This is a genomic window from Pseudomonas sp. NPDC087342 (assembly GCF_044744265.1).
Lineage (GTDB): Bacteria > Pseudomonadota > Gammaproteobacteria > Pseudomonadales > Pseudomonadaceae > Aquipseudomonas > Aquipseudomonas nunensis.
Genome location: NZ_JBIUXZ010000020.1, coordinates 72,469 through 91,950, shown reverse-complemented (window position 1 = coordinate 91,950; position 19,482 = coordinate 72,469). Strand labels below are relative to the sequence as shown.

The following is a 19,482-nucleotide window of genomic DNA, read 5'->3' as shown; positions in this document are numbered from 1 at the left end:
AAGGGATTCAGAACGGTGTCCTGAATCCCTCGGTCTTGCTGTTTAGTGTGTGGGGCGAGGCGCTAATTCCTCTGTATCAAGAACTTTACCTTCAGCTGACCCGGGCCTTACGCACGCCCTCGGAAAGCGCAGCGCAAAGGCTCAACACGCCGTCGATGGCCTGGTCCGGTGTCGAGGCGTTGGCGATGTGATCGATCAGTGCCGAACCCACCACCACACCGTCTGCCAGACGCGCGATGGACGCCGCTTGCTCCGGTGTACGGATCCCGAAACCAATGCTGATCGGCAGGTCGGTGTGGCGACGCAAACGCGCAACCGCTTCCTCTACGTGCTCCAGCGTTGCCGCACCCGCACCGGTCACACCGGCCACAGACACGTAGTAGACGAAACCGGAGCTGCCATTCAAAACGGTCGGCAGACGCACGTCATCGGTGGTCGGCGTGGTCAGGCGGATGAAGTCCAGGCCTGCAGCCTGAGCCGGATCGCACAGTTCGCCGTTATGTTCCGGCGGCAGATCGACCACGATCAGACCGTCAACACCGGCCTCTTTGGCATCAGCGATGAAACGCGGCACGCCGTACATGTGGATCGGGTTGAAATAACCCATCAGCACCAGTGGCGTCTCGGTGTTGCCTTCACGGAACTCGCGAACCATTTGCAGGGTTTTCGCCAGGTTCTGCTTGGCACCCAGAGCACGGATGTTAGCCAACTGGATCGCCGGGCCGTCGGCCATCGGGTCGGTGAAGGGCATGCCCAACTCGATCACGTCGGCGCCAGCGCCGGGCAAGCCTTTGAGGATGGCAAGCGAGGTGTCATAGCTCGGGTCGCCGGCGGTGACGAAGGTCACCAGGGCGGCGCGGTTTTGTTCCTTGAGTTCGGCAAAGCGCGTTTGCAGGCGGCTCATCAGTGTTTCTCCTGCTTGGACTGCTCGTGTTGAGAGTTTTCCATGTGGTGCATCACGGTTTGCATGTCTTTGTCGCCACGACCGGACAGGTTGACCACCATCAAGTGATCCTTCGGCAGGTTCGGTGCGCGTTTGAACACTTCAGCCAGGGCGTGGGCACTTTCCAGTGCAGGAATAATCCCTTCCAGGCGGCAGCATTTGTGGAACGCATCGAGGGCTTCGTCGTCGGTCACCGAGGTGTACTGGACGCGGCCGATGTCGTGCAACCAGGCGTGTTCAGGGCCGATGCCCGGGTAATCGAGGCCGGCGGAGATCGAATGCGCGTCGATGATCTGGCCGTCGTCGTCCTGCAACAGGAACGTGCGGTTGCCGTGCAACACACCCGGTACGCCGCCGTTCAGGCTGGCCGCGTGTTTGCCGGTTTCGATACCGTAACCGGCCGCTTCGACACCGATGATCTCGACGCTCTTGTCGTCGAGGAACGGGTGGAACAGGCCCATCGCGTTAGAACCACCGCCGATGCACGCCACCAGAGAGTCCGGCAGGCGGCCTTCCTGGTCTTGCAATTGGGTACGGGTTTCCTTGCCGATCACAGCCTGGAAGTCGCGAACCATTGCAGGGTATGGATGCGGCCCGGCGACGGTGCCGATCAGGTAGAAAGTGCTGTCGACGTTGGTCACCCAGTCACGCAGCGCTTCGTTCATTGCATCTTTCAGAGTGCCGGTGCCGGCCACTACCGGGATCACTTCAGCGCCCAGCAGCTTCATGCGGAAGACGTTGGCCTGCTGACGTTCGATGTCAGTGGTGCCCATGTAGATCACGCAATCCAGGCCGAAACGTGCGGCCACGGTGGCGGTCGCCACGCCGTGCATACCAGCGCCGGTCTCGGCGATGATGCGTTTCTTGCCCATGCGCCGCGCCAGCAGGATCTGGCCGATGCAGTTGTTGATCTTGTGCGCACCGGTGTGGTTCAGCTCTTCGCGCTTGAGGTAAATCTTCGCGCCGCCGCAGAACTCAGTCAGGCGTTCGGCGTAATAAAGCGGACTTGGACGACCGACATAGTCGCGCTGGAAGTAGGCCAATTCTTCTTTGAATGCCGGATCTTCCTTGGCCAATTCGTATTCACGGGCCAGGTCGAGGATCAACGGCATCAGGGTTTCGGCGACGTAACGGCCGCCGAACGAGCCAAACAGGCCGTTGGCATCGGGGCCGTTGCGCAGATTAGTCTGGGTCATGGGTCGCTCCAGTTGGATTCGTGTGATGACAATGACGCTCACTCTACCCCTGACGTTGCACCCTGAAAACCGATAAGATCGCCACAACCTGTCAGGAAAACTCACAGATCCCATGAGCCACGACCTCCCCCCGCTGAACGCCCTTCGCGCCTTCGAAGCTACTGCCCGCCTGAACAGCGTCAGTCAGGCTGCCGAACAGCTACACGTCACCCACGGCGCGGTCAGCCGGCAACTCAAGGTGCTTGAAGAACACCTTGGCGTTGCCCTGTTCATCAAGGACGGACGTGGCCTTAAACTCACAGATGCCGGAATTCGTTTACGCGATGCCAGTGCCGAGGCCTTCGAGCGATTGCGCACTGTTTGCGCCGAACTGACCCAAAGCACCGCCGATGCGCCTTTCGTGCTTGGCTGCTCGGGGAGTTTGCTGGCGCGCTGGTTTATTCCGCGCCTCGGGCGGCTGAATGCAGACCTGCCAGATCTGCGTTTGCACCTGTCGGCCGGGGAAGGTGATCTCGATCCACGCCGCCCGGGACTGGACGCCTTGCTAGTGTTTGCCGAGCCGCCGTGGCCAGCGGACATGCAAGTCTATGAACTGGCCAGCGAACGTATCGGCCCGGTCATGAGCCCACGCTTCGCCGGTTTCGAAAGACTGCAACAGGCGCCGGCCAGCGCGCTATTGACCGAACCGTTGCTGCACACCACCTCGCGCCCGCAAGCCTGGCCGAGCTGGGCGCAGCAAATCGGCCTCGACGCCAAGGCGTTGAAGTACGGGCAGGGTTTCGAGCATTTGTATTATTTGCTGGAAGCGGCGGTGGCAGGGCTGGGTGTGGCGATTGCCCCTGAGCCACTGGTGGCCGAGGATTTGAAGGCCGGCCGCCTGGTCGCGCCGTGGGGCTTCAGTGAAACCCCGGCGCAACTGGCGTTGTGGCTACCCAAGCGCGCCGCGGACGGGCGCGCTCGGCAGTTGGCGCAGTGGCTCAAGAATGAGCTGCGCCAAGCGGATTAGTCGCCGCGTTTGCACAACAGGTAAGCCGCGAGCAGACCCAGTGCACCAACGGCGACACCGGCTGTAGTCCAAGGGTGTTCCTGGGCGTAGTCCCGGGTTGCGATCCCGGTTTCGCGGGTTTTCACTTTGACTTCTTCGTAGGCATCGCTCAGCAGGTGGCGAGAATGTTTCAGCGCGTTCTCGGCGTTGCTTTTCAGGGCCTTGAGGGTTTTACGCGACTCGTCCGAGGCGTCGTCCTTCAGGTTTTCCAGCGACTTGAGAAGACTCTCGATCTCGGCTTCCATGCTTTGCAATGAGGCTTTACGTAAAGAGGTGTTGGCCATGGTGGCTCTCCTTCATTGGTGATGAGTAGCGTGTGTTGGTTGGGACTTCAGGCGTTTGAGAAAGTGCAGTAAATCTGAACTTTGCTGTGGGAATAGCCGACAGAAGTAATACGAAAAATCACTGCTAGGCTGTATTTCATACCCCAAGGAGAACGCTATGACTGATCACCACACCTACAAGAAAGTCGAGCTGGTCGGCTCGTCCCCTACCAGCATCGAAGATGCGATCAACAACGCGCTGGCCGAAGCCAGCAAAAGCCTCAAGCATCTGGAATGGTTCGAAGTGACCGAGACCCGCGGCCACATCAAGGATGGCAAGGCAGCCCATTTCCAGGTGACCTTGAAAGTCGGGTTCCGGATTGCCAGCAGCTGAGTTTGAGCTAGTCTTCTGAACTTGCGCGCTGGCCGAGTGCCATAGGGAATGGCAAAGCGCTACATGTGTGCATCCGGCTGCTTGCCGGGTGCCCCTATTGATCCGACCAGGGAATGCAACCGATGAAGAAGTTTATTTTGGCAGTAGGTTTGTTGAGCCTTGCAGGAACGGCCTTTGCTGACGGCAAGTCGTGTGAAGAGCTGAAAGCTGAAATCGCGGCGAAACTGGACGCCAAGGGCGTTGCCGGTTATTCGCTGGAAATCGCCGATAAAGGCGCGGAAGCTGGCGGCAAAATCGTCGGTACCTGTGAGAAAGGCACCAAAGTCATCGTCTACACCAAGTAGGCTGATTCCTGCTCAAATGAAAAAGCCGACGCATTGGCGTCGGCTTTTTTGTGCCCGCGAATTACGCGTCAGCCTTTCATGACCTGCGCCAGCAACTCGTAGGAATGTATGCGATCGGCGTGTTCGTACAGGTCGCTGGTAAAGATCAACTCGTCAGCCTGGGTCTGCTCGATCAGCACTTCCAGTTTGGCGCGGATTTTCTGCGGGCTGCCGACCATCGCCAGACCAAGGAAATCGCCCACCGCTTCTTTCTCGTGCGGCAACCACAGGCCATCCATGGTTTTCACTGGTGGACGTTGCACCAGGCTCTGGCCGCGCATCAACGCGAGGATTCGCTGGTAGACCGAGGTCGCCAGATAGTCGGCCTGTTCGTCGGTGTCGGCCGCCACCAATGGCACGCCGAGCATCACGTAAGGCTTGTCCAAAACCGCCGACGGCTTGAAGTGATTGCGGTAGACGCGAATCGCCTCATGCATGAAACGCGGTGCGAAATGCGAGGCGAAGGCGTAGGGCAAACCACGCTCACCTGCCAGTTGTGCACTGAACAGACTCGAACCCAGCAACCACACCGGAACATTGGTGCCGGTGCCCGGCATCGCGATGATCCGTTGATCCGGCGTGCGCGGGCCGAGGTAGCGCACCAGCTCTGCAACGTCTTCGGGGAAGTCATCAGCACTGCCGGAGCGTTCACGGCGCAGCGCACGTGCAGTCATCTGATCGGAACCCGGCGCACGGCCCAGGCCAAGGTCGATACGACCGGGATACAGGCTTTCCAGAGTGCCGAACTGTTCGGCGATCACCAACGGCGCGTGGTTGGGCAGCATCACACCACCGGAGCCAACGCGAATCGTCGAAGTGCCGCCGGCCAGATAACCGAGCAACACCGAGGTCGCGGAACTGGCGATGCCGTCCATGTTGTGGTGTTCAGCCACCCAAAAGCGGGTGTAGCCGAATTTTTCGACGTGCTGCGCCAGGTCCAGGGAATTGCGTAGCGACTGGGCCGCACTGCCGTTCTCCCGCACGGGCACCAGGTCGAGGGTGGAGTACTTGATTTCGGACAATCGTTTCATAAACCTGCTTCTCCAATGGGCCGCAGGTTTTTTTCACGAGTGAAAACCTGCCGAGTCTAAAAGCGTTCTCTATGCAATGAGGGCATATACCCGAGTTTCAATAGCAGACACGAATTTGCTTACCAGATAAGCGGTTTGATCCGACAAGGTGAACTTTGCCAAGTCTTCTATCCTCAGAACCCTTAGCAACCGAAAACCACGAAGGCGCGACATTCCGCGCCGGATCTTGAGGAGGCAGACATGGCTATCACGAAGAAAGCATCGGCTCATTGGGAAGGTGACCTGAAAACCGGCATCGGTTCGATTTCCACGGAAACCGGTGTTCTCAGAGAAGCACCCTATGGCTTCAAGGCCCGTTTCGAAGGCGGCAAGGGCACCAATCCGGAAGAGCTGATCGGCGCAGCCCACGCGGGTTGTTTCTCCATGGCGTTTTCGATGATCCTCGGCGACGCAGGCCTCAAGGCTGACAGCATCGATACCAATGCCGAAGTTACGCTGGATCAGGTCGACGGTGGATTTGCGATCACCGCGGTGAAACTGATCCTCAAGGCAAAAATCCCCGGGGCGACCCAGGCGCAGTTTGAAGAGCTGAGCAACAAAGCCAAAGAAGGCTGCCCGGTGTCCAAGGTGCTGAATGCCAAGATCAGCCTGGATGCGACGTTGGTTAGCTGAGTTTCGACCCAGGTTAATCAGGCGTTGTATGCACTGACGCCTTCGCGAGCAGGCTCGCTCCCACATTTTGAAATGCATTCAAATGTGGGAGCGAGCCTGCTCGCGAAGGCAATCTTATTACCGACACAACTCCACAACTGAAACGGTGGGTTGTGACTGATATCAGAACTCCCCTCGCAAAACTGTGGTCGAATAAATGACAGCAGCTTCAGCGCATAGACATGCGCGCTGCCTCAAGGGAGCTTCACCATGAAACGTTTTGCCTTGGCGATTATCTGTTGCGCGCTGGCCACTTCGGCCTTGGCGGCACCGAAATCCTGTGAAGAACTCAAGAATGAGATCGAGGTCAAGATTCAGGCCAACGCGGTGCCTTCCTACACCCTGGAAATCGTTACCAAGGAAGAAGCTGCCAAGCACGACGTAGCGATGATCGTTGGTACCTGCGAAAACGACACCAAAGCCATCATCTATCAAAAGAACGATCGTTGATCCGGTTCAGATGATGCAGAAGACTTCCCGGTCTTCGGCCACGATCTCCCGCTTGGCGTTGTACAGCCGGGCGCTGGGAGTAAAGGCCAGGGAGCGACCTTCCAGCGTGTAACGCTGGCCGGCCTCAAACTTGTCGTAGCGAATGGTCAGGTAGCACAGCCGTTCCGAAGAGTCGTTCAAGAACCCCGAACCGCCTGTGAACACTTCAAAGTCGAAGCGCACCTTCAGCTCATGGCTTCCTGGGGTGACCTGAAAGAAGCGCCCGTCCGTTAATCGCTGGTTATCCAGGCGTTCAGCCATCATCAACTTGCCACCGGGGGTCGGTGTCGACATGTCGACCCAGGCCATCTGCGGGTCGACGGCCGGCAGCGGACTCAGGCAACCGGAAAGAGCGCTCGCCCCGAGCAACAGCAATAACCTGCGCATGATGAATGTCCCGATGATTGGTCATTCAGCATAACGCCGATCACGTGCGTTGGCAGCCTGCGGGTGTGGCCTGCCCGATGACTTTTCGCTGCTGGTCGTAGAGCTTTGCCCACGGCCGGAAACCGATATTCCCCGCTTGCAGCTGATAACGCTGACCGGCGTTGAAATCCTTGAATTTCACACTTAACTGGCAATCACGCCACAACGGTTCGGAATCGGGGCCGATGTTGGTGGGTTCGACGGCGAACTGGTAACGAACCTTCAATTCATGGCTACCGGGTTGCACTTCAAAGAAGCGCTTGTCAGTGGCGGCCTTGTCATCGACCTTTAACGCTTGCAACGCCGAATCTTCCTGCTTTGAAGCCAGGTCGATCCACGCCTGGGACGGGTCAGGATCGGGCATTCCGAATCCGGCACAACCGGCCAGCGTCAACAGGCCTCCTGTCAGCATCAACTTGCGCATAGCGGAGCTCCAGTGTGGCGGGATAGTCTTGAGGACAGACTTTCCAGGGATGTTTTTTATTGTGATCAGGCCGTTTTCAAGCCTTGGGTTACTTGATCGCGTTTTGCGCGTTTTGTTTCCGGGTGTGTTGTTTTTGTTGCTCAACGGTTGCGCCAGCGTCAGCTACTACAGCCAGTTGGCCAATGGTCAGCTGCAATTGCTGCGGGCCCGAGAGCCGGTGGCCAAGGTGATTGCCGATCCTCAACGCGATCCGAAACTGCGTGCGCACCTGGCCCAGTCGCAAAAGGCCCGGGTGTTTGCCAGCCAGCAGTTGCACCTGCCGGATAACCAGAGCTATCGCCTGTACGCCGACATTGGTCGGCCCTATGTGGTCTGGAATGTCTTCGTCACGCCGGAATTTTCCCTGAAGCCGCAAAACCATTGCTTCCCCATCGCCGGTTGCGTCGCCTATCGCGGTTACTACAGCCAGAGCGCGGCCCGTGGCGAAGCGGCGTTGCAGCGACTGCAAGGCATGGACGTGTCGATCGGCGGGGTCGAGGCCTACTCGACGCTGGGCTGGTTCAACGACCCGATCATCAGCTCGATGATGAATTGGGGCGATGAACGACTGGCGACGCTGATCTTTCATGAATTGGCGCATCAACGTTTTTATGTGAAGGACGACACCGAGTTCAACGAATCCTTTGCCACGTTTGTCGAGCAGGAAGGCACCCGGCAATGGCGCGCCAGCCGTGGGCTTGCCCCGGAAAACGGCGCAACGCTGCAACAACGCGATCAGCTCACTCAACTGGTTCTGGACACCCGCACACGCCTTGAACGCCTGTACGCCCAACCCCTGCCCATCGAGCAGATGCGCCAGCGCAAGGCCGAGGAGTTCGAACGGCTGCGCAGCGACTATCGGGCGATGCGTGACAGCCAATGGAACGGGGACAAACGCTATGACGCGTGGATCAACGCACCGATGAACAATGCCAAGTTGCTTCCGTTTGGTTTGTACGACCAATGGGTACCGGCGTTTGCGGCGTTGTTCAAGCAGGTTGGTGGGGATTGGGTGAGGTTTTATGCCGAGGTGGAGAAGCTGGGTGGGTTGCCGGTTGTTGAGCGCAAGGCGGCGTTGAAAGAGTTGGCAGAGTCGTAGATTAGCGGTGGCTGATCCGGCCTCTTCGCGGGCAAGCCTCGCTCCTACAAATGAATGAAACCTGTAGGAGCGAGGCTTGCCCGCGAAGGCGTCGCTAATGTCACAACCAAATCGCATCCCACAACGGGTAATCCCCAGCCTTCGAGACCAATCCCGCACGTATAGGGTTGCGAACGATATATCGAGCAACTGCCTGCAAATCCTCTTCCTTGCGGATGGCTCGATCATGATAGCCATGCTGCCAAACCGGACCTTGGCGCCCTATCGAGCGATTAAGCGTCACCGCGATGCGCGATTTGGTCCGAGCCATCAATGTGGGCAGTTGAGTGTTTTGCAACTCGATCAGCCAATGGAAATGATCGGGCATGACGACCCAGGCTAATGACGTTGCGAACCCTTCTCGCTCAGCAGTTCTAAAGGCGTCTATCACCAAACGCCCGCACTTGAAGTCATGAAACAACGGCTCTCGATTGAGAATTACTGCCGTCAGTAGATAAATCTGCCCGGATTCCGAATATCGTCCGGCGCGTAATCGATGGGCATGTTTGAGCTCTGGCAATGCTGATCCTCCTTGATCGTGGCCTGAGCCTCGAAGGCTAGAACGATCAGAAGGGATTGGAGTGAAAACAGTTGCTCAGGATGTGTCTGGGAGGACGCCTTCGCGGGCAAGCCTCGCTCCTACTGTTCACGTGATCTGTAGGAGCGAGGCTTGCCCGCGAAAGCGATTTATCTAACGCTGCAAAAACGCCTGATGCATCTCTTCCAGCGTTTCGAAGTGATACGCCGGTGCTTCGGCGCTCAGTTCTTCGTGGCTGCCGAATCCGTACCCCACGGCCGCTGCGTCCAGGCCGTTGCTCCGGGCGCCGATCAAGTCGTGTTTGCGGTCGCCGATCATCAGGGTGTTGGCCGGGTCCAGGCCTTCTTCGGCTATCAAATGGGCGATCAGCTCGACCTTGTTGGTCCGCGTGCCGTCCAGTTCGCTGCCGTAAATCACTTTGAAGTGTTTGGCGAAGTCGAAGTGGCGGGCGATCTCGCGGGCGAATACCCAGGGTTTGGAGGTGGCGATATACAGCTGTCGTCCTTGCCCGCTGAGGGTTTCCAGCAGCGGTGTCACGCCTTCAAACACGCGGTTTTCATACAGACCAGTGACCTTGAAGCGCTCGCGATAGAAATTCACCGCTTCCCAGGCCTTGGGTTCGTCGAACCCGTAGAACTGCATGAACGCCTGCAACAGCGGTGGGCCGATGAAGTGTTCGAGTTTGGTCAGGTCGGGTTCATCGATGCCCAGTTTGGCCAAGGCAAATTGAATCGAGCGGGTAATGCCCTCGCGTGGGTCGGTCAGGGTGCCATCGAGGTCGAACAAAACAGTTTGGTAATGCATGAAAATTCCTGGGCTAGAGTGAGACGCTTCAGACCTTGTCGTAGCCTTCGGCCAGATGCAGGTCCTTGAGCTTCACGTAGTTCGCCGCGCTGTAGGTGAAGAAGGCGTTTTCCTTGTCAGTCAGTGGCCGGATCTGTTTCACCGGGCTGCCGACATACAGGAAACCGCTTTCCAGACGCTTGCCCGGCGGCACCAGGCTGCCGGCGCCAATGATGACGTCATCCTCGACCACTGCACCGTCCATGACGATGCTGCCCATGCCGATCAATACCCGGCTGCCCACCGAACAACCGTGAAGCATGACTTTGTGCGCGATGGTCACGTCATCACCGATCAGGCACGGAAAGCCATCGGGATTGAACGGCCCGGCGTGGGTGATGTGCAGCACGCAGCCATCCTGGACGCTGGTGCGCGCACCGATGCGGATGCGGTGCATGTCGCCGCGGATCACTGTCAGCGGCCAGACGGAGCTGTCTTCGCCGATTTCTACGTCGCCGATTACCACCGCCGAGCCGTCGACAAAAGCGCCTTTGCCCAGTAGCGGCGTGTGGTTCAGATACTTGCGAAGGGACACGATAGGTTCTCTCTCTGTCGCTGATAGCTGCGGTGAGTGTCGATTGTAATTAAGATGGGGCAATGTTTCTTCCAGCCAAGGTGCCAACCGTGAGCGTGAACAACCCTCTTTTGCAGTCCTACGACCTGCCGCCGTTCTCGGCGATCCGTGCCGAACACGTGCAACCGGCGATTGAACAGATCCTGGCTGACAACCGCGCCGCCATTATCGAGATCCTCAAAACCCAGGGCAAACAACCGACCTGGGCCGGCCTGGTGCTGGCGATGGACGAACTCAATGATCGACTGGGCGCTGCCTGGAGCCCGGTCAGCCACTTGAACGCCGTGTGCAACAGCGCTGAATTGCGTGAAGCCTACGAGTCCTGCCTGCCAGCCTTGAGCGCCTACTCCACCGAGATGGGCCAGAACCGCGAACTGTTCCAGGCCTTCGAAGCCCTGGCCAACAGCCCGGAAGCGGCCGGTTTCGATGTGGCGCAAAAAACTATCCTGGAACACGCCCTGCGTGACTTCCGCCTGTCGGGTATCGACCTGCCGGAAGCCGAACAGAAGCGTTACGCCGAAGTGCAGAGCAAGCTCTCGGAACTGGGCAGCCGCTTCTCCAACCAGTTGCTCGACGCGACTCAAGCCTGGACCAAGCACGTCACCGACGAAGCCACCCTCGCCGGCCTGACCGATTCGGCCAAGGCGCAAATGGCTGCCGCAGCACAGGCCAAAGGTCTGGAAGGTTTCCTGATTACCCTGGAATTCCCGAGCTACTACGCGGTGATGACCTACGCCCAGGACCGCGCCCTGCGCGAAGAAGTCTACGCCGCCTACTGCACCCGTGCGTCGGACCAAGGCCCGAATGCCGGTCAGAACGATAACAGCCCGGTGATGGAAGAAATCCTCGACCTGCGTCAGGAACTGGCCAAGCTGCTGGGTTTCGCCAGCTTTTCGGAACTGAGTCTGGCCACCAAAATGGCCGAATCCAGCGATCAGGTTCTAAGTTTCCTACGAGACCTGGCCAAGCGCAGCAAGCCGTTCGCCGCTCAGGATCTGGAACAGCTCAAGGCCTACGCCGCCGAACAAGGCTGCCCGGACCTGCAAAGCTGGGACAGCGGTTTCTACGGTGAAAAACTCCGCGAGCAACGTTACAGCGTTGCCCAGGAAGCACTGCGCGCCTACTTCCCGATCGACAAAGTGCTGGGCGGCCTGTTCGCCATCGTTCAGCGCCTGTACGGCATCGAGATCGCCGAGCAAAAAGGCTTCGACACCTGGCACCCGGATGTTCGCCTGTTCGAAATCAAGGAAAACGGCCAGCACGTCGGCCGCTTCTTCTTTGACCTGTACGCCCGCGCCAACAAGCGCGGCGGTGCGTGGATGGACGGCGCTCGTGACCGTCGTCGCAATGTCGCAGGTGTGCTGCAAAGCCCGGTAGCCAATCTGGTGTGCAACTTCACCCCGGCGGACAGCGGCAAGCCTGCGCTGCTGACCCACGATGAAGTCACCACTCTGTTCCACGAATTCGGCCATGGCCTGCATCACCTGCTGACCCGCGTCGAGCATGCCGGCGTGTCCGGCATCAACGGCGTGGCGTGGGATGCGGTCGAGTTGCCAAGCCAGTTCATGGAAAACTGGTGCTGGGAGCCTGAAGGCCTGGCGCTGATTTCCGGTCACTACGAAACCGGCGAACCGCTGCCGCAAGACTTGTTGGGCAAAATGCTCGCGGCGAAGAACTTCCAGTCCGGCCTGATGATGGTGCGTCAACTGGAGTTCTCGCTGTTCGACTTCGAACTGCACGCCACCCACGGCGACGGCCGCAGTGTGTTGCAAGTGCTTGAAGGCGTGCGCGACGAGGTGTCGGTCATGCGTCCACCGGCCTACAACCGCTTCCCGAACAGCTTCGCGCACATCTTCGCCGGTGGTTACGCGGCGGGTTACTACAGCTACAAGTGGGCTGAAGTACTCTCGGCCGATGCCTTCTCGAAGTTCGAAGAAGACGGCGTGCTCAATGCCGAAACCGGTCGCGCGTTCCGCGAAGCGATCCTGGCGCGCGGCGGTTCTCAGGAACCGATGGTGCTGTTCGTCGACTTCCGTGGCCGTGCGCCAACGATTGACGCACTCTTGCGCCACAGCGGCCTGAGTGAGGACGCGGCAGCATGAGCGAGGGACCTGTGATCACGAAAAAACGCTTTATCGCCGGGGCGGTCTGCCCGGCGTGCAGCGAGCCGGACAAGTTGATGATGTGGAACGAAGACGAGGTCCCACACCGTGAGTGTGTGGCCTGCGGTTATTCCGACACGCTCAATGAACAAGGTTTGTCCGTGCCCAAGGAATTGGGCACGCGGGTCAACGTTTCGGCACTGAAAGCGCCGGACGCCAAGGTTCAGGCAGTGCAATTCTTCCCGAACCCGAAACTGAAGAAAAAGCCTGACGAGCAACATTGAGTAGTCCCATGTGGGAGCGGGCTCGCTCGCTCCCACAAGGGTTGCGGCTTTGAAATTTCCTACTTTTCGACATTCGCCGATTTAAACCAGCTCTGCATCGAGCACATGGCGAACGGGCTGGTGCTGCAATCACCATTGGCCAACGCCGTGCGCAACTTGTCGGCATCGGCCTGCATCATGTAGCGAACGCCGTCCTTGAAGTGGGTACTGTCACCAAAACCGCCCTCGGTCATTTCATTCAGGGCGTCTTCCTTGCTCCAACCCTGCACCACCACCCGGTACATCGCCGCCATCAGGCCGGTGCGATCGGAACCGTGTTTGCAATGCATCAACACCGGACCTTTGGCCTCGGCGGCCTGAATCGCGCGAAGCGCGGTAATGACCTGCGCGTCATCCACGTGATTGGTGCGATAAGGCAGTTGGACCAGATTGATGTCAGGCGTGGATATCCAACTCTTGTCTGACTCCGGCAGGAAGCTGATGACGGTGCCTACCTTGAGTTTTTCCAGCAGCGGCACGACCCCGCTGTCCGGCAATGCGCTGCGGTAAAGAGTCGGTGACATCTGGTAGAGGTTGTATTTCGCGTCCACTGATTGCGCCCATTCAGCAGGTCGCGGCGATGTGGCGTCGTCGGCAAAGGCCAGTGACAGATTGAAAAAGGCAATCAACGACAGGCACATCGCTGGGACAAGACGGGTGTTGGGCATACTGGGCGACCGTAAAGGAAGAAGCGGATTAATGACACTCAGCTTCAGCCTTGAGCGGTCAACGCGTTGTGAGCCGCCTGTCAAAGAATCGTGAATCCATCGACTTTCGTCGCAAAAGCCCGGTTTATTTCAGCTGAATCGGTTCAACCTGATACTTAGCCTGCTACCATTTGTTACCAAAGTTTGCAGAGATACGGCGTTCTCACCGATCGCCGAGGTCCGCACTCCTGCCAAAACGAAAAGCCGTTCGCCGAAATGGCAAAAAAACCATCAATGCCTGATGAGGTGCACCTCCCATGTCTGATCAAGATCGAGACAACCCGCGGCGTGAGTTTTTGCGCAAATCCCTGACCTTGATCCCGGTGGTCACCGTCGCCAGCACTGCGCTGGGCAGCTCCGTCCTGCTCGCCGCGCCAGAATCAGCGCCGACCAATCCCGGCAAAACACCCGTCAGCACCAGCACCTATGAGCCGACCTACTTCACCGCAGAAGAATGGACGTTCATCAAGGCTGCCGTCGCGCAACTGATCCCGAGTGATGCGCAAGGGCCAGGCGCCCTGGAAGCCGGAGTGCCGGAATACATCGACCGGCAGATGAACACCCCGTACGCCGCCGGCGCTCTGTGGTTCATGCAAGGACCGTTCAACGCCGACGCTCCGGCGGAGATGGGCTGGCAGAGCAAACTTGTACCCAAAGAGATCTATCGCTTGGGCATTGCCGCTGCGGATGCTTGGTCGAAAGCCTTCAACGGTAAAGTATTTGCTGAGCAAGACAGCGCTACCCGAGACGATTTGCTCAAGCAACTCGAGGCCGGAAAGCCTGAGTTCGACAGCGTGCCGTCGAAGATTTTCTTCAACTTGCTGCTGCAAAACACCAAGGAAGGGTTCTTCTGCGACCCAATCCACGGTGGCAACAAAGGCATGGTCGGCTGGACCATGATCGGCTTCCCCGGCGCCCGCGCCGATTTCATGGATTGGGTGGAACGCAACGAGCAATACCCCTTCCCGGCAGTTTCGATTCGCGGCGAGAGGGCATAAGCATGGCAACGGTAATGAAGAAGGTCGACGCAGTGATCGTCGGTTTTGGCTGGACCGGCGCGATCATGGCCAAAGAGCTGACAGAAGCAGGCCTGAACGTGTTGGCGCTGGAGCGCGGACCGATGCAGGACACTTACCCTGACGGCAATTATCCGCAGGTGATCGACGAACTCACCTACAGCGTGCGTAAGAAACTTTTCCAGGACATCTCCAAAGAGACCGTGACCATTCGCCATAGCGTGAATGACATTGCGCTACCGAACCGTCAGCTCGGCGCCTTCCTGCCCGGCAACGGGGTTGGTGGCGCGGGCCTGCATTGGTCCGGCGTGCACTTTCGGGTCGATCCGATCGAGTTGCGGATGCGCAGCCACTACGAAGAGCGCTACGGCAAAAGCTTCATCCCCAAGGACATGACCATCCAGGACTTCGGCGTCAGCTATGAAGAGCTGGAACCGTTTTTCGATTACGCCGAGAAGGTGTTCGGTACGTCGGGTCAGGCCTGGACGGTGAACGGTCAACTGGTCGGCGAAGGCAAGGGCGGCAACCCTTACGCGCCGGATCGCTCGAACCCGTTTCCGTTGGAATCCCAGAAGAACACGGTTTCCGCACAGCTGTTTCAGAAAGCCGCCACAGCCGTAGGTTACAAACCCTACAACCTGCCGTCGGCGAATACGTCCGGCCCATACACCAATCCCTACGGCGCACAGATGGGCCCGTGCAACTTCTGCGGTTTTTGCAGCGGCTACGTTTGCTACATGTACTCCAAGGCGTCGCCCAACGTGAACATTCTGCCGGCGCTCAAGCCGCTGCCGAATTTCGAACTGCGGCCTAATTCCCACGTGTTGCGGGTCAATCTCGACAGCACCAAGAGCAAAGCCACCGGCGTGACTTACATCGATGGCCAGGGCCGGGAGATCGAGCAACCCGCCGACCTGGTGATCCTCGGCGCGTTCCAGTTCCACAACGTGCGATTGATGCTGCTTTCCGGCATCGGCAAGCCTTACGACCCAATCAGCGGTGAAGGCGTGGTCGGCAAGAACTTCGCCTACCAGAACATGGCCACGATCAAGGCGTTCTTCGACAAGGACACCCACACCAACAACTTCATCGGTGCCGGCGGCAATGGCGTGGCAATTGATGATTTCAACGCCGACAACTTCGACCACGGGCCGCACGGCTTCGTCGGCGGCTCGCCGATGTGGGTCAACCAGGCCGGCAGCCGGCCGATTGCCGGGACCTCCAACCCGCCCGGTACGCCGGCCTGGGGCAGTGCCTGGAAACGCGCCACCGCCGATTACTACACCCACCAGGTGTCGATGGATGCCCACGGTGCGCATCAGTCCTACCGTGGCAACTACCTGGATCTCGACCCGGTTTACCGCGATGCCTACGGCTTGCCGCTGCTGCGGATGACCTTCGACTGGCAGGAAAACGACATCAAGATGAACCGCTTCATGGTCGAGAAAATGGGCAAGATTGCCGAAGCGATGGGCCCGAAAGCCATCGCCGTGATCGGCAAGAAGGTCGGTGATCACTTCAACACCGCGTCTTACCAGACCACCCACCTCAACGGTGGCGCGATCATGGGTACCGATCCGAAAACCAGCGCCCTGAACCGATACCTTCAGAGCTGGGACGTGCACAACGTATTCGTCCCAGGCGCGTCTGCTTTCCCACAAGGCTTGGGTTACAACCCTACAGGCCTGGTTGCCGCATTGACCTACTGGTCGGCCCGGGCGATCCGCGAGCAGTACCTGAAAAACCCCGGCCCGCTGGTTCAGGCTTAAGGAGCGATGACCATGAAAGCACTCGTTATCGCGACTTTGGCCCTGCTCGGCAGCGGCTCGATCAACGCCGCAGAAGTTGATCAAAATCTGATCAAACAAGGCGAATACCTCGCCCGTGCCGGCGACTGCGTGGCCTGTCACACCGCCAAGGACGGCAAGCCGTTCGCCGGTGGCCTGCCGATGGAAACGCCGATCGGCACGATCTACTCCACTAACATCACCCCGGACAAAACCGGCCTGGGCGACTACAGCTTCGAAGACTTCGACAAAGCCGTACGGCATGGCGTCGCCAAAAACGGCAGTACGTTGTACCCGGCGATGCCGTATCCGTCCTACGCCAGCGTCACCGAACCCGACATGCAAGCCTTGTACGCCTACTTCATGCACGGCGTTGCGCCAGTGGCCCAGGACAACAAGGCCAGCGACATTCCCTGGCCGTTGAGCATGCGTTGGCCGCTGATGGGTTGGCGCTGGATGTTTGCCCCAGCGGTGGCGGACTACAAAGCAGCGTCCGGCGCTGATGCCGTGGTCAGTCGTGGGGCTTATCTGGTGGAAGGCCTGGGGCATTGCGGCGCTTGCCATACGCCGCGTGCCCTGACCATGCAGGAAAAATCCTTGAATGCCGGCGAAGGCAGTACGTTTCTATCAGGCAGTGCGCCACTGGAAGGCTGGATCGCGAAAAGCCTTCGCGGTGATCATAAGGATGGTCTCGGAAGCTGGAGCGAAGAGCAACTGGTGCAATTCCTCAAGACCGGGCGCAGCGACCGCAGTGCGGTATTCGGTGGCATGAGCGATGTGGTCACCCACAGCATGCAGTACATGACCGACGCCGACCTGACCGCGATTGCCCGTTACCTCAAGTCGCTGCCGGCCAATGACCCCAACGACCAGCCGCACCAGTACGACAAACAAGTCGCCCAGGCGCTATGGAAAGGTGACGACAGCAAACCAGGCGCTTCGGTGTACATCGACAACTGCGCGGCCTGCCACCGTACTGACGGTCACGGTTATACGCGGGTGTTCCCGGCCTTGGCGGGCAACCCGGTGTTGCAGTCGGAGGACCCAACGTCGCTGATTCACATCGTGCTCAAGGGCGGCACATTGCCAGCCACGCACACGGCGCCATCGACCTTCACCATGCCGGGATTTGCCTGGCGGTTGTCGGATCAGGAAGTGGCGGATGTCGTTACCTTCATCAGCACTAGTTGGGGGAATAAAGGAACGACGGTAAAGTCCGGCGATGTAGCCAAACTGCGCAAGGATGATATGAAAACAACTTCCGGCGACGATCTTGGCCAACTCACTCAGCATAACTAAGCTGTCGCGATGAACTGAACCTGCATGAGTGATCATGCAGGTTTAATCAATTGTCGAGGATCAAGGATTGACGATAGCGGAATAGGCCTTGGCCAGAACCAACAGCTTTTCCTTGTCGTCACTGTCGATATCACCGTCACCGTCCACATCACTGCGTACGGTCCGAATGTTGAAGGATCGGCCGCCATCCGCCGAAACTGCCGTGACATAGACGGAATCCACCAGGGCTTCGGTCTGTACGCCATTAACAGCGTCCCAGCCCAGTTCCATTCGGGCAAGTTGCATCGATACTTGCGATTCGTTTGGGTTAACGATACTCGGGGCCAACAATTGCAAAAAAATACCGCGCTGATTAAACATAGACATTTATTAATTCCATTTAATAAGTAATGCACGAAGGTTTTCGTGTGCGACGGATACTACTTACTCCACTACACAACAACCTACTGTTTATATGTTTCCCATGATGACGACAGATCTCGTTATTACTCGGCCAATGCCAAAATCGCTTTGATACGACAGATCGCCGAACGGCACTGGCTGTATTCTCAGCGCTCCTATACTGTATGTGCATACAGCTCGGAGCAACGAACCATGGCCACCCCTCTCCCGCCACGCGGCCGCGGCACCGCCACCAATCCGCACAACCGCTTCGCGCCGAATCGTTCGGTGGCCGAGGATGACGGTTGGTATCAGGAAGCGCCGCTGACCCAAGGCACCGAGGTGCGCATCGAGACGGCGAAAACCATCATCACCCGCAACAACTCGCCGGACTTGCCCTTCGACCGCTCGATCAATCCCTATCGCGGCTGCGAGCACGGCTGCATCTATTGCTACGCGCGGCCCAGCCACGCTTATTGGGATATGTCGCCGGGGCTGGATTTCGAAACCAAGCTGATCGCCAAGACCAACGCCGCCGACGTGCTGGAGGAACAACTCAGCAAACGCGGCTATCAATGTGCGCCGATCAATCTGGGCTCCAACACCGATCCTTATCAGCCGATCGAGCGCGAACACAAAATCACCCGCCAAACCCTGGAAGTGCTGCTGCGCTACCGTCATCCGGTGACCATCATCACCAAGGGCTCGCTGATCCTGCGCGATCTGGACCTGCTGGCCGAGCTCGCCGAACAGCGGCTGGTGGCGGTGATGATCAGCCTCACCACCCTGGACGATGAGCTCAAGCGCATCCTCGAACCCCGGGCCGCAGCGCCCAAGGCGCGGTTGCGGGCGATCCGGGTAATGCGCGAGGCCGGGATCCCGGTGGGAGTCCTGTGTTCGCCGATGATTCCGATGATCAACGACAGCGAACTCGAAAGCCTGCTCACCGAGGCTCACGCTGCCGGTGCCCAGAGTGCGGCGTATATGATGTTGCGCTTGCCGCTCGAAGTCGCACCGCTATTCGAAGAATGGCTGGCCGCCCATTACCCGCAACGCGCGTCCCATGTGCTGAGCCTGATCCGCCAGAGTCGTGGTGGTGAGCTCTACGACAGCCGCTTTGGTGCGCGGATGCGCGGTGAAGGACCGTTCGCCGACCTGCTGGCGCAACGTTTTGCAAAAACCATCAAGCGCCTGGGTCTCAATCGGCGTGAAGGGTTTAATCTGGACTGCGACGCCTTCTGTCCGCCGGGTCGCCAAATGTCTTTGATTTGAGGACAATTGGCTTAAGGTTTAGTGGCAGGGAAAGCAAGATGCCATTACCCAGTCACGTTTTTTGTGACCTGGAACACACGTTCTAGAGCGGTTGATTCAGTTTGAGTTAAGTTTCGACGGTTACCTTGTTCATCGAGTGACTGACGGGTCTGGATTTA

Annotated in this window: 23 protein-coding genes; 12 read left to right on the top strand and 11 right to left on the bottom strand. The window is 58.6% G+C overall.

The genetic code is table 11. The features are described from left to right. Nucleotides 1–91 precede the first annotated feature (91 nt). A complete protein-coding gene (gene trpA / locus ACIOYV_RS26360) occupies nucleotides 92–904 on the bottom strand; it encodes a tryptophan synthase subunit alpha (RefSeq protein ID WP_133835136.1) in 813 nt (270 codons plus the stop codon). Further along, nucleotides 904–2,139, bottom strand: a complete 1,236-nt coding sequence (gene trpB, locus ACIOYV_RS26355; protein ID WP_054047926.1) for a tryptophan synthase subunit beta — start codon at nucleotides 2,137–2,139, stop codon at nucleotides 904–906. The genes trpA and trpB overlap by 1 nt, the downstream gene beginning before the upstream one ends. A 112-nt stretch (nucleotides 2,140–2,251) precedes the next feature. On the opposite strand from trpB, the gene ACIOYV_RS26350 reads away from it, so the two are divergent. Beyond that, nucleotides 2,252–3,145 carry a LysR family transcriptional regulator gene (locus tag ACIOYV_RS26350; RefSeq protein ID WP_401328390.1) on the top strand — a complete coding sequence of 298 codons (894 nt, stop codon included), beginning with the start codon at nucleotides 2,252–2,254 and terminating at the stop codon, nucleotides 3,143–3,145. Here the strand turns inward: ACIOYV_RS26350 and ACIOYV_RS26345 are convergent. After that, a complete protein-coding gene (locus ACIOYV_RS26345) occupies nucleotides 3,142–3,468 on the bottom strand; it encodes a YqjD family protein (protein WP_054047930.1) in 327 nt (108 codons plus the stop codon). The two genes, ACIOYV_RS26350 and ACIOYV_RS26345, sit on opposite strands and share 4 nt — an antisense overlap. 157 nt (nucleotides 3,469–3,625) lie before the next feature. On the opposite strand from ACIOYV_RS26345, the gene ACIOYV_RS26340 reads away from it, so the two are divergent. Beyond that, complete coding sequence (locus tag ACIOYV_RS26340) at nucleotides 3,626–3,841, top strand: dodecin (RefSeq protein ID WP_054047931.1); 216 nt, start codon at nucleotides 3,626–3,628, stop codon at nucleotides 3,839–3,841. A gap of 122 nt (nucleotides 3,842–3,963) precedes the next feature. Then, complete coding sequence (locus ACIOYV_RS26335) at nucleotides 3,964–4,185, top strand: DUF1161 domain-containing protein (RefSeq protein WP_401328386.1); 222 nt, start codon at nucleotides 3,964–3,966, stop codon at nucleotides 4,183–4,185. A gap of 68 nt (nucleotides 4,186–4,253) precedes the next feature. On the opposite strand, the gene ACIOYV_RS26330 is transcribed toward ACIOYV_RS26335, so the two are convergent. Further along, nucleotides 4,254–5,255: an LLM class flavin-dependent oxidoreductase gene (locus tag ACIOYV_RS26330; RefSeq protein ID WP_163910468.1), complete on the bottom strand. Its 1,002-nt coding sequence runs from the start codon at nucleotides 5,253–5,255 to the stop codon at nucleotides 4,254–4,256. Nucleotides 5,256–5,495: 240 nt separating this feature from the next. Here ACIOYV_RS26330 and ACIOYV_RS26325 point away from each other — a divergent pair, with 240 nt between their 5' ends. Further along, complete coding sequence (locus ACIOYV_RS26325; protein WP_008152515.1) at nucleotides 5,496–5,927, top strand: OsmC family protein; 432 nt, start codon at nucleotides 5,496–5,498, stop codon at nucleotides 5,925–5,927. A 249-nt stretch (nucleotides 5,928–6,176) separates the two neighbouring features. Next, complete coding sequence (locus ACIOYV_RS26320) at nucleotides 6,177–6,416, top strand: DUF1161 domain-containing protein (protein ID WP_401328383.1); 240 nt, start codon at nucleotides 6,177–6,179, stop codon at nucleotides 6,414–6,416. Between the two features lie 6 nt (nucleotides 6,417–6,422). Here ACIOYV_RS26320 and ACIOYV_RS26315 read toward each other — a convergent pair whose 3' ends face one another. Next, nucleotides 6,423–6,842: a hypothetical protein gene (locus ACIOYV_RS26315; RefSeq protein ID WP_401328380.1), complete on the bottom strand. Its 420-nt coding sequence runs from the start codon at nucleotides 6,840–6,842 to the stop codon at nucleotides 6,423–6,425. Between the two features lie 40 nt (nucleotides 6,843–6,882). Further along, nucleotides 6,883–7,305 carry a hypothetical protein gene (locus ACIOYV_RS26310; RefSeq protein ID WP_054047941.1) on the bottom strand — a complete coding sequence of 141 codons (423 nt, stop codon included), beginning with the start codon at nucleotides 7,303–7,305 and terminating at the stop codon, nucleotides 6,883–6,885. 61 nt (nucleotides 7,306–7,366) lie between these two features. Here ACIOYV_RS26310 and ACIOYV_RS26305 point away from each other — a divergent pair, with 61 nt between their 5' ends. Beyond that, a complete protein-coding gene (locus ACIOYV_RS26305; RefSeq protein ID WP_401328377.1) occupies nucleotides 7,367–8,443 on the top strand; it encodes an aminopeptidase in 1,077 nt (358 codons plus the stop codon). A gap of 100 nt (nucleotides 8,444–8,543) precedes the next feature. Here ACIOYV_RS26305 and ACIOYV_RS26300 read toward each other — a convergent pair whose 3' ends face one another. The 3 genes from ACIOYV_RS26300 to ACIOYV_RS26290 form a co-directional block, all read right to left on the bottom strand. Further along, nucleotides 8,544–9,002 carry an REP-associated tyrosine transposase gene (locus tag ACIOYV_RS26300; RefSeq protein WP_401328374.1) on the bottom strand — a complete coding sequence of 153 codons (459 nt, stop codon included), beginning with the start codon at nucleotides 9,000–9,002 and terminating at the stop codon, nucleotides 8,544–8,546. A gap of 171 nt (nucleotides 9,003–9,173) precedes the next feature. Beyond that, a complete protein-coding gene (locus ACIOYV_RS26295; RefSeq protein WP_401328371.1) occupies nucleotides 9,174–9,824 on the bottom strand; it encodes an HAD family hydrolase in 651 nt (216 codons plus the stop codon). Nucleotides 9,825–9,852: 28 nt separating this feature from the next. Next, a complete protein-coding gene (locus ACIOYV_RS26290) occupies nucleotides 9,853–10,398 on the bottom strand; it encodes a gamma carbonic anhydrase family protein (protein ID WP_054047947.1) in 546 nt (181 codons plus the stop codon). Nucleotides 10,399–10,460: 62 nt separating this feature from the next. Here ACIOYV_RS26290 and prlC point away from each other — a divergent pair, with 62 nt between their 5' ends. Then, nucleotides 10,461–12,539, top strand: a complete 2,079-nt coding sequence (gene prlC, locus ACIOYV_RS26285) for an oligopeptidase A (RefSeq protein ID WP_401328367.1) — start codon at nucleotides 10,461–10,463, stop codon at nucleotides 12,537–12,539. Then, complete coding sequence (locus ACIOYV_RS26280; RefSeq protein WP_054047949.1) at nucleotides 12,536–12,823, top strand: YheV family putative zinc ribbon protein; 288 nt, start codon at nucleotides 12,536–12,538, stop codon at nucleotides 12,821–12,823. Before prlC ends, ACIOYV_RS26280 begins: the two co-directional genes overlap by 4 nt. A 59-nt stretch (nucleotides 12,824–12,882) precedes the next feature. On the opposite strand, the gene ACIOYV_RS26275 is transcribed toward ACIOYV_RS26280, so the two are convergent. Beyond that, nucleotides 12,883–13,530, bottom strand: a complete 648-nt coding sequence (locus tag ACIOYV_RS26275; RefSeq protein WP_163910473.1) for a fused DSP-PTPase phosphatase/NAD kinase-like protein — start codon at nucleotides 13,528–13,530, stop codon at nucleotides 12,883–12,885. Between the two features lie 296 nt (nucleotides 13,531–13,826). On the opposite strand from ACIOYV_RS26275, the gene ACIOYV_RS26270 reads away from it, so the two are divergent. From ACIOYV_RS26270 to ACIOYV_RS26260, 3 genes are read left to right on the top strand one after another with little or no spacing between them, the layout of a single operon-like run. Next, the gene (locus tag ACIOYV_RS26270) at nucleotides 13,827–14,567 is read left to right on the top strand and encodes a gluconate 2-dehydrogenase subunit 3 family protein (protein WP_401328364.1); all 741 of its coding nucleotides are present in this window, start codon (nucleotides 13,827–13,829) and stop codon (nucleotides 14,565–14,567) included. A 2-nt stretch (nucleotides 14,568–14,569) separates the two neighbouring features. Further along, on the top strand, nucleotides 14,570–16,354 hold the full coding sequence (locus ACIOYV_RS26265) for a GMC family oxidoreductase (RefSeq protein ID WP_054047955.1): 1,785 nt from the start codon (nucleotides 14,570–14,572) through the stop codon (nucleotides 16,352–16,354). Nucleotides 16,355–16,366: 12 nt separating this feature from the next. Next, nucleotides 16,367–17,671 carry a c-type cytochrome gene (locus ACIOYV_RS26260; protein ID WP_401328360.1) on the top strand — a complete coding sequence of 435 codons (1,305 nt, stop codon included), beginning with the start codon at nucleotides 16,367–16,369 and terminating at the stop codon, nucleotides 17,669–17,671. Between the two features lie 60 nt (nucleotides 17,672–17,731). Here the strand turns inward: ACIOYV_RS26260 and ACIOYV_RS26255 are convergent, their stop codons facing one another. Further along, complete coding sequence (locus ACIOYV_RS26255) at nucleotides 17,732–18,037, bottom strand: hypothetical protein (RefSeq protein WP_401328358.1); 306 nt, start codon at nucleotides 18,035–18,037, stop codon at nucleotides 17,732–17,734. A gap of 228 nt (nucleotides 18,038–18,265) precedes the next feature. On the opposite strand from ACIOYV_RS26255, the gene ACIOYV_RS26250 reads away from it, so the two are divergent. After that, nucleotides 18,266–19,324 (top strand): PA0069 family radical SAM protein, encoded by a 1,059-nt coding sequence (locus tag ACIOYV_RS26250; protein WP_401328356.1) that lies wholly within the window; start codon nucleotides 18,266–18,268, stop codon nucleotides 19,322–19,324. Nucleotides 19,325–19,482: the final 158 nt, after the last annotated feature.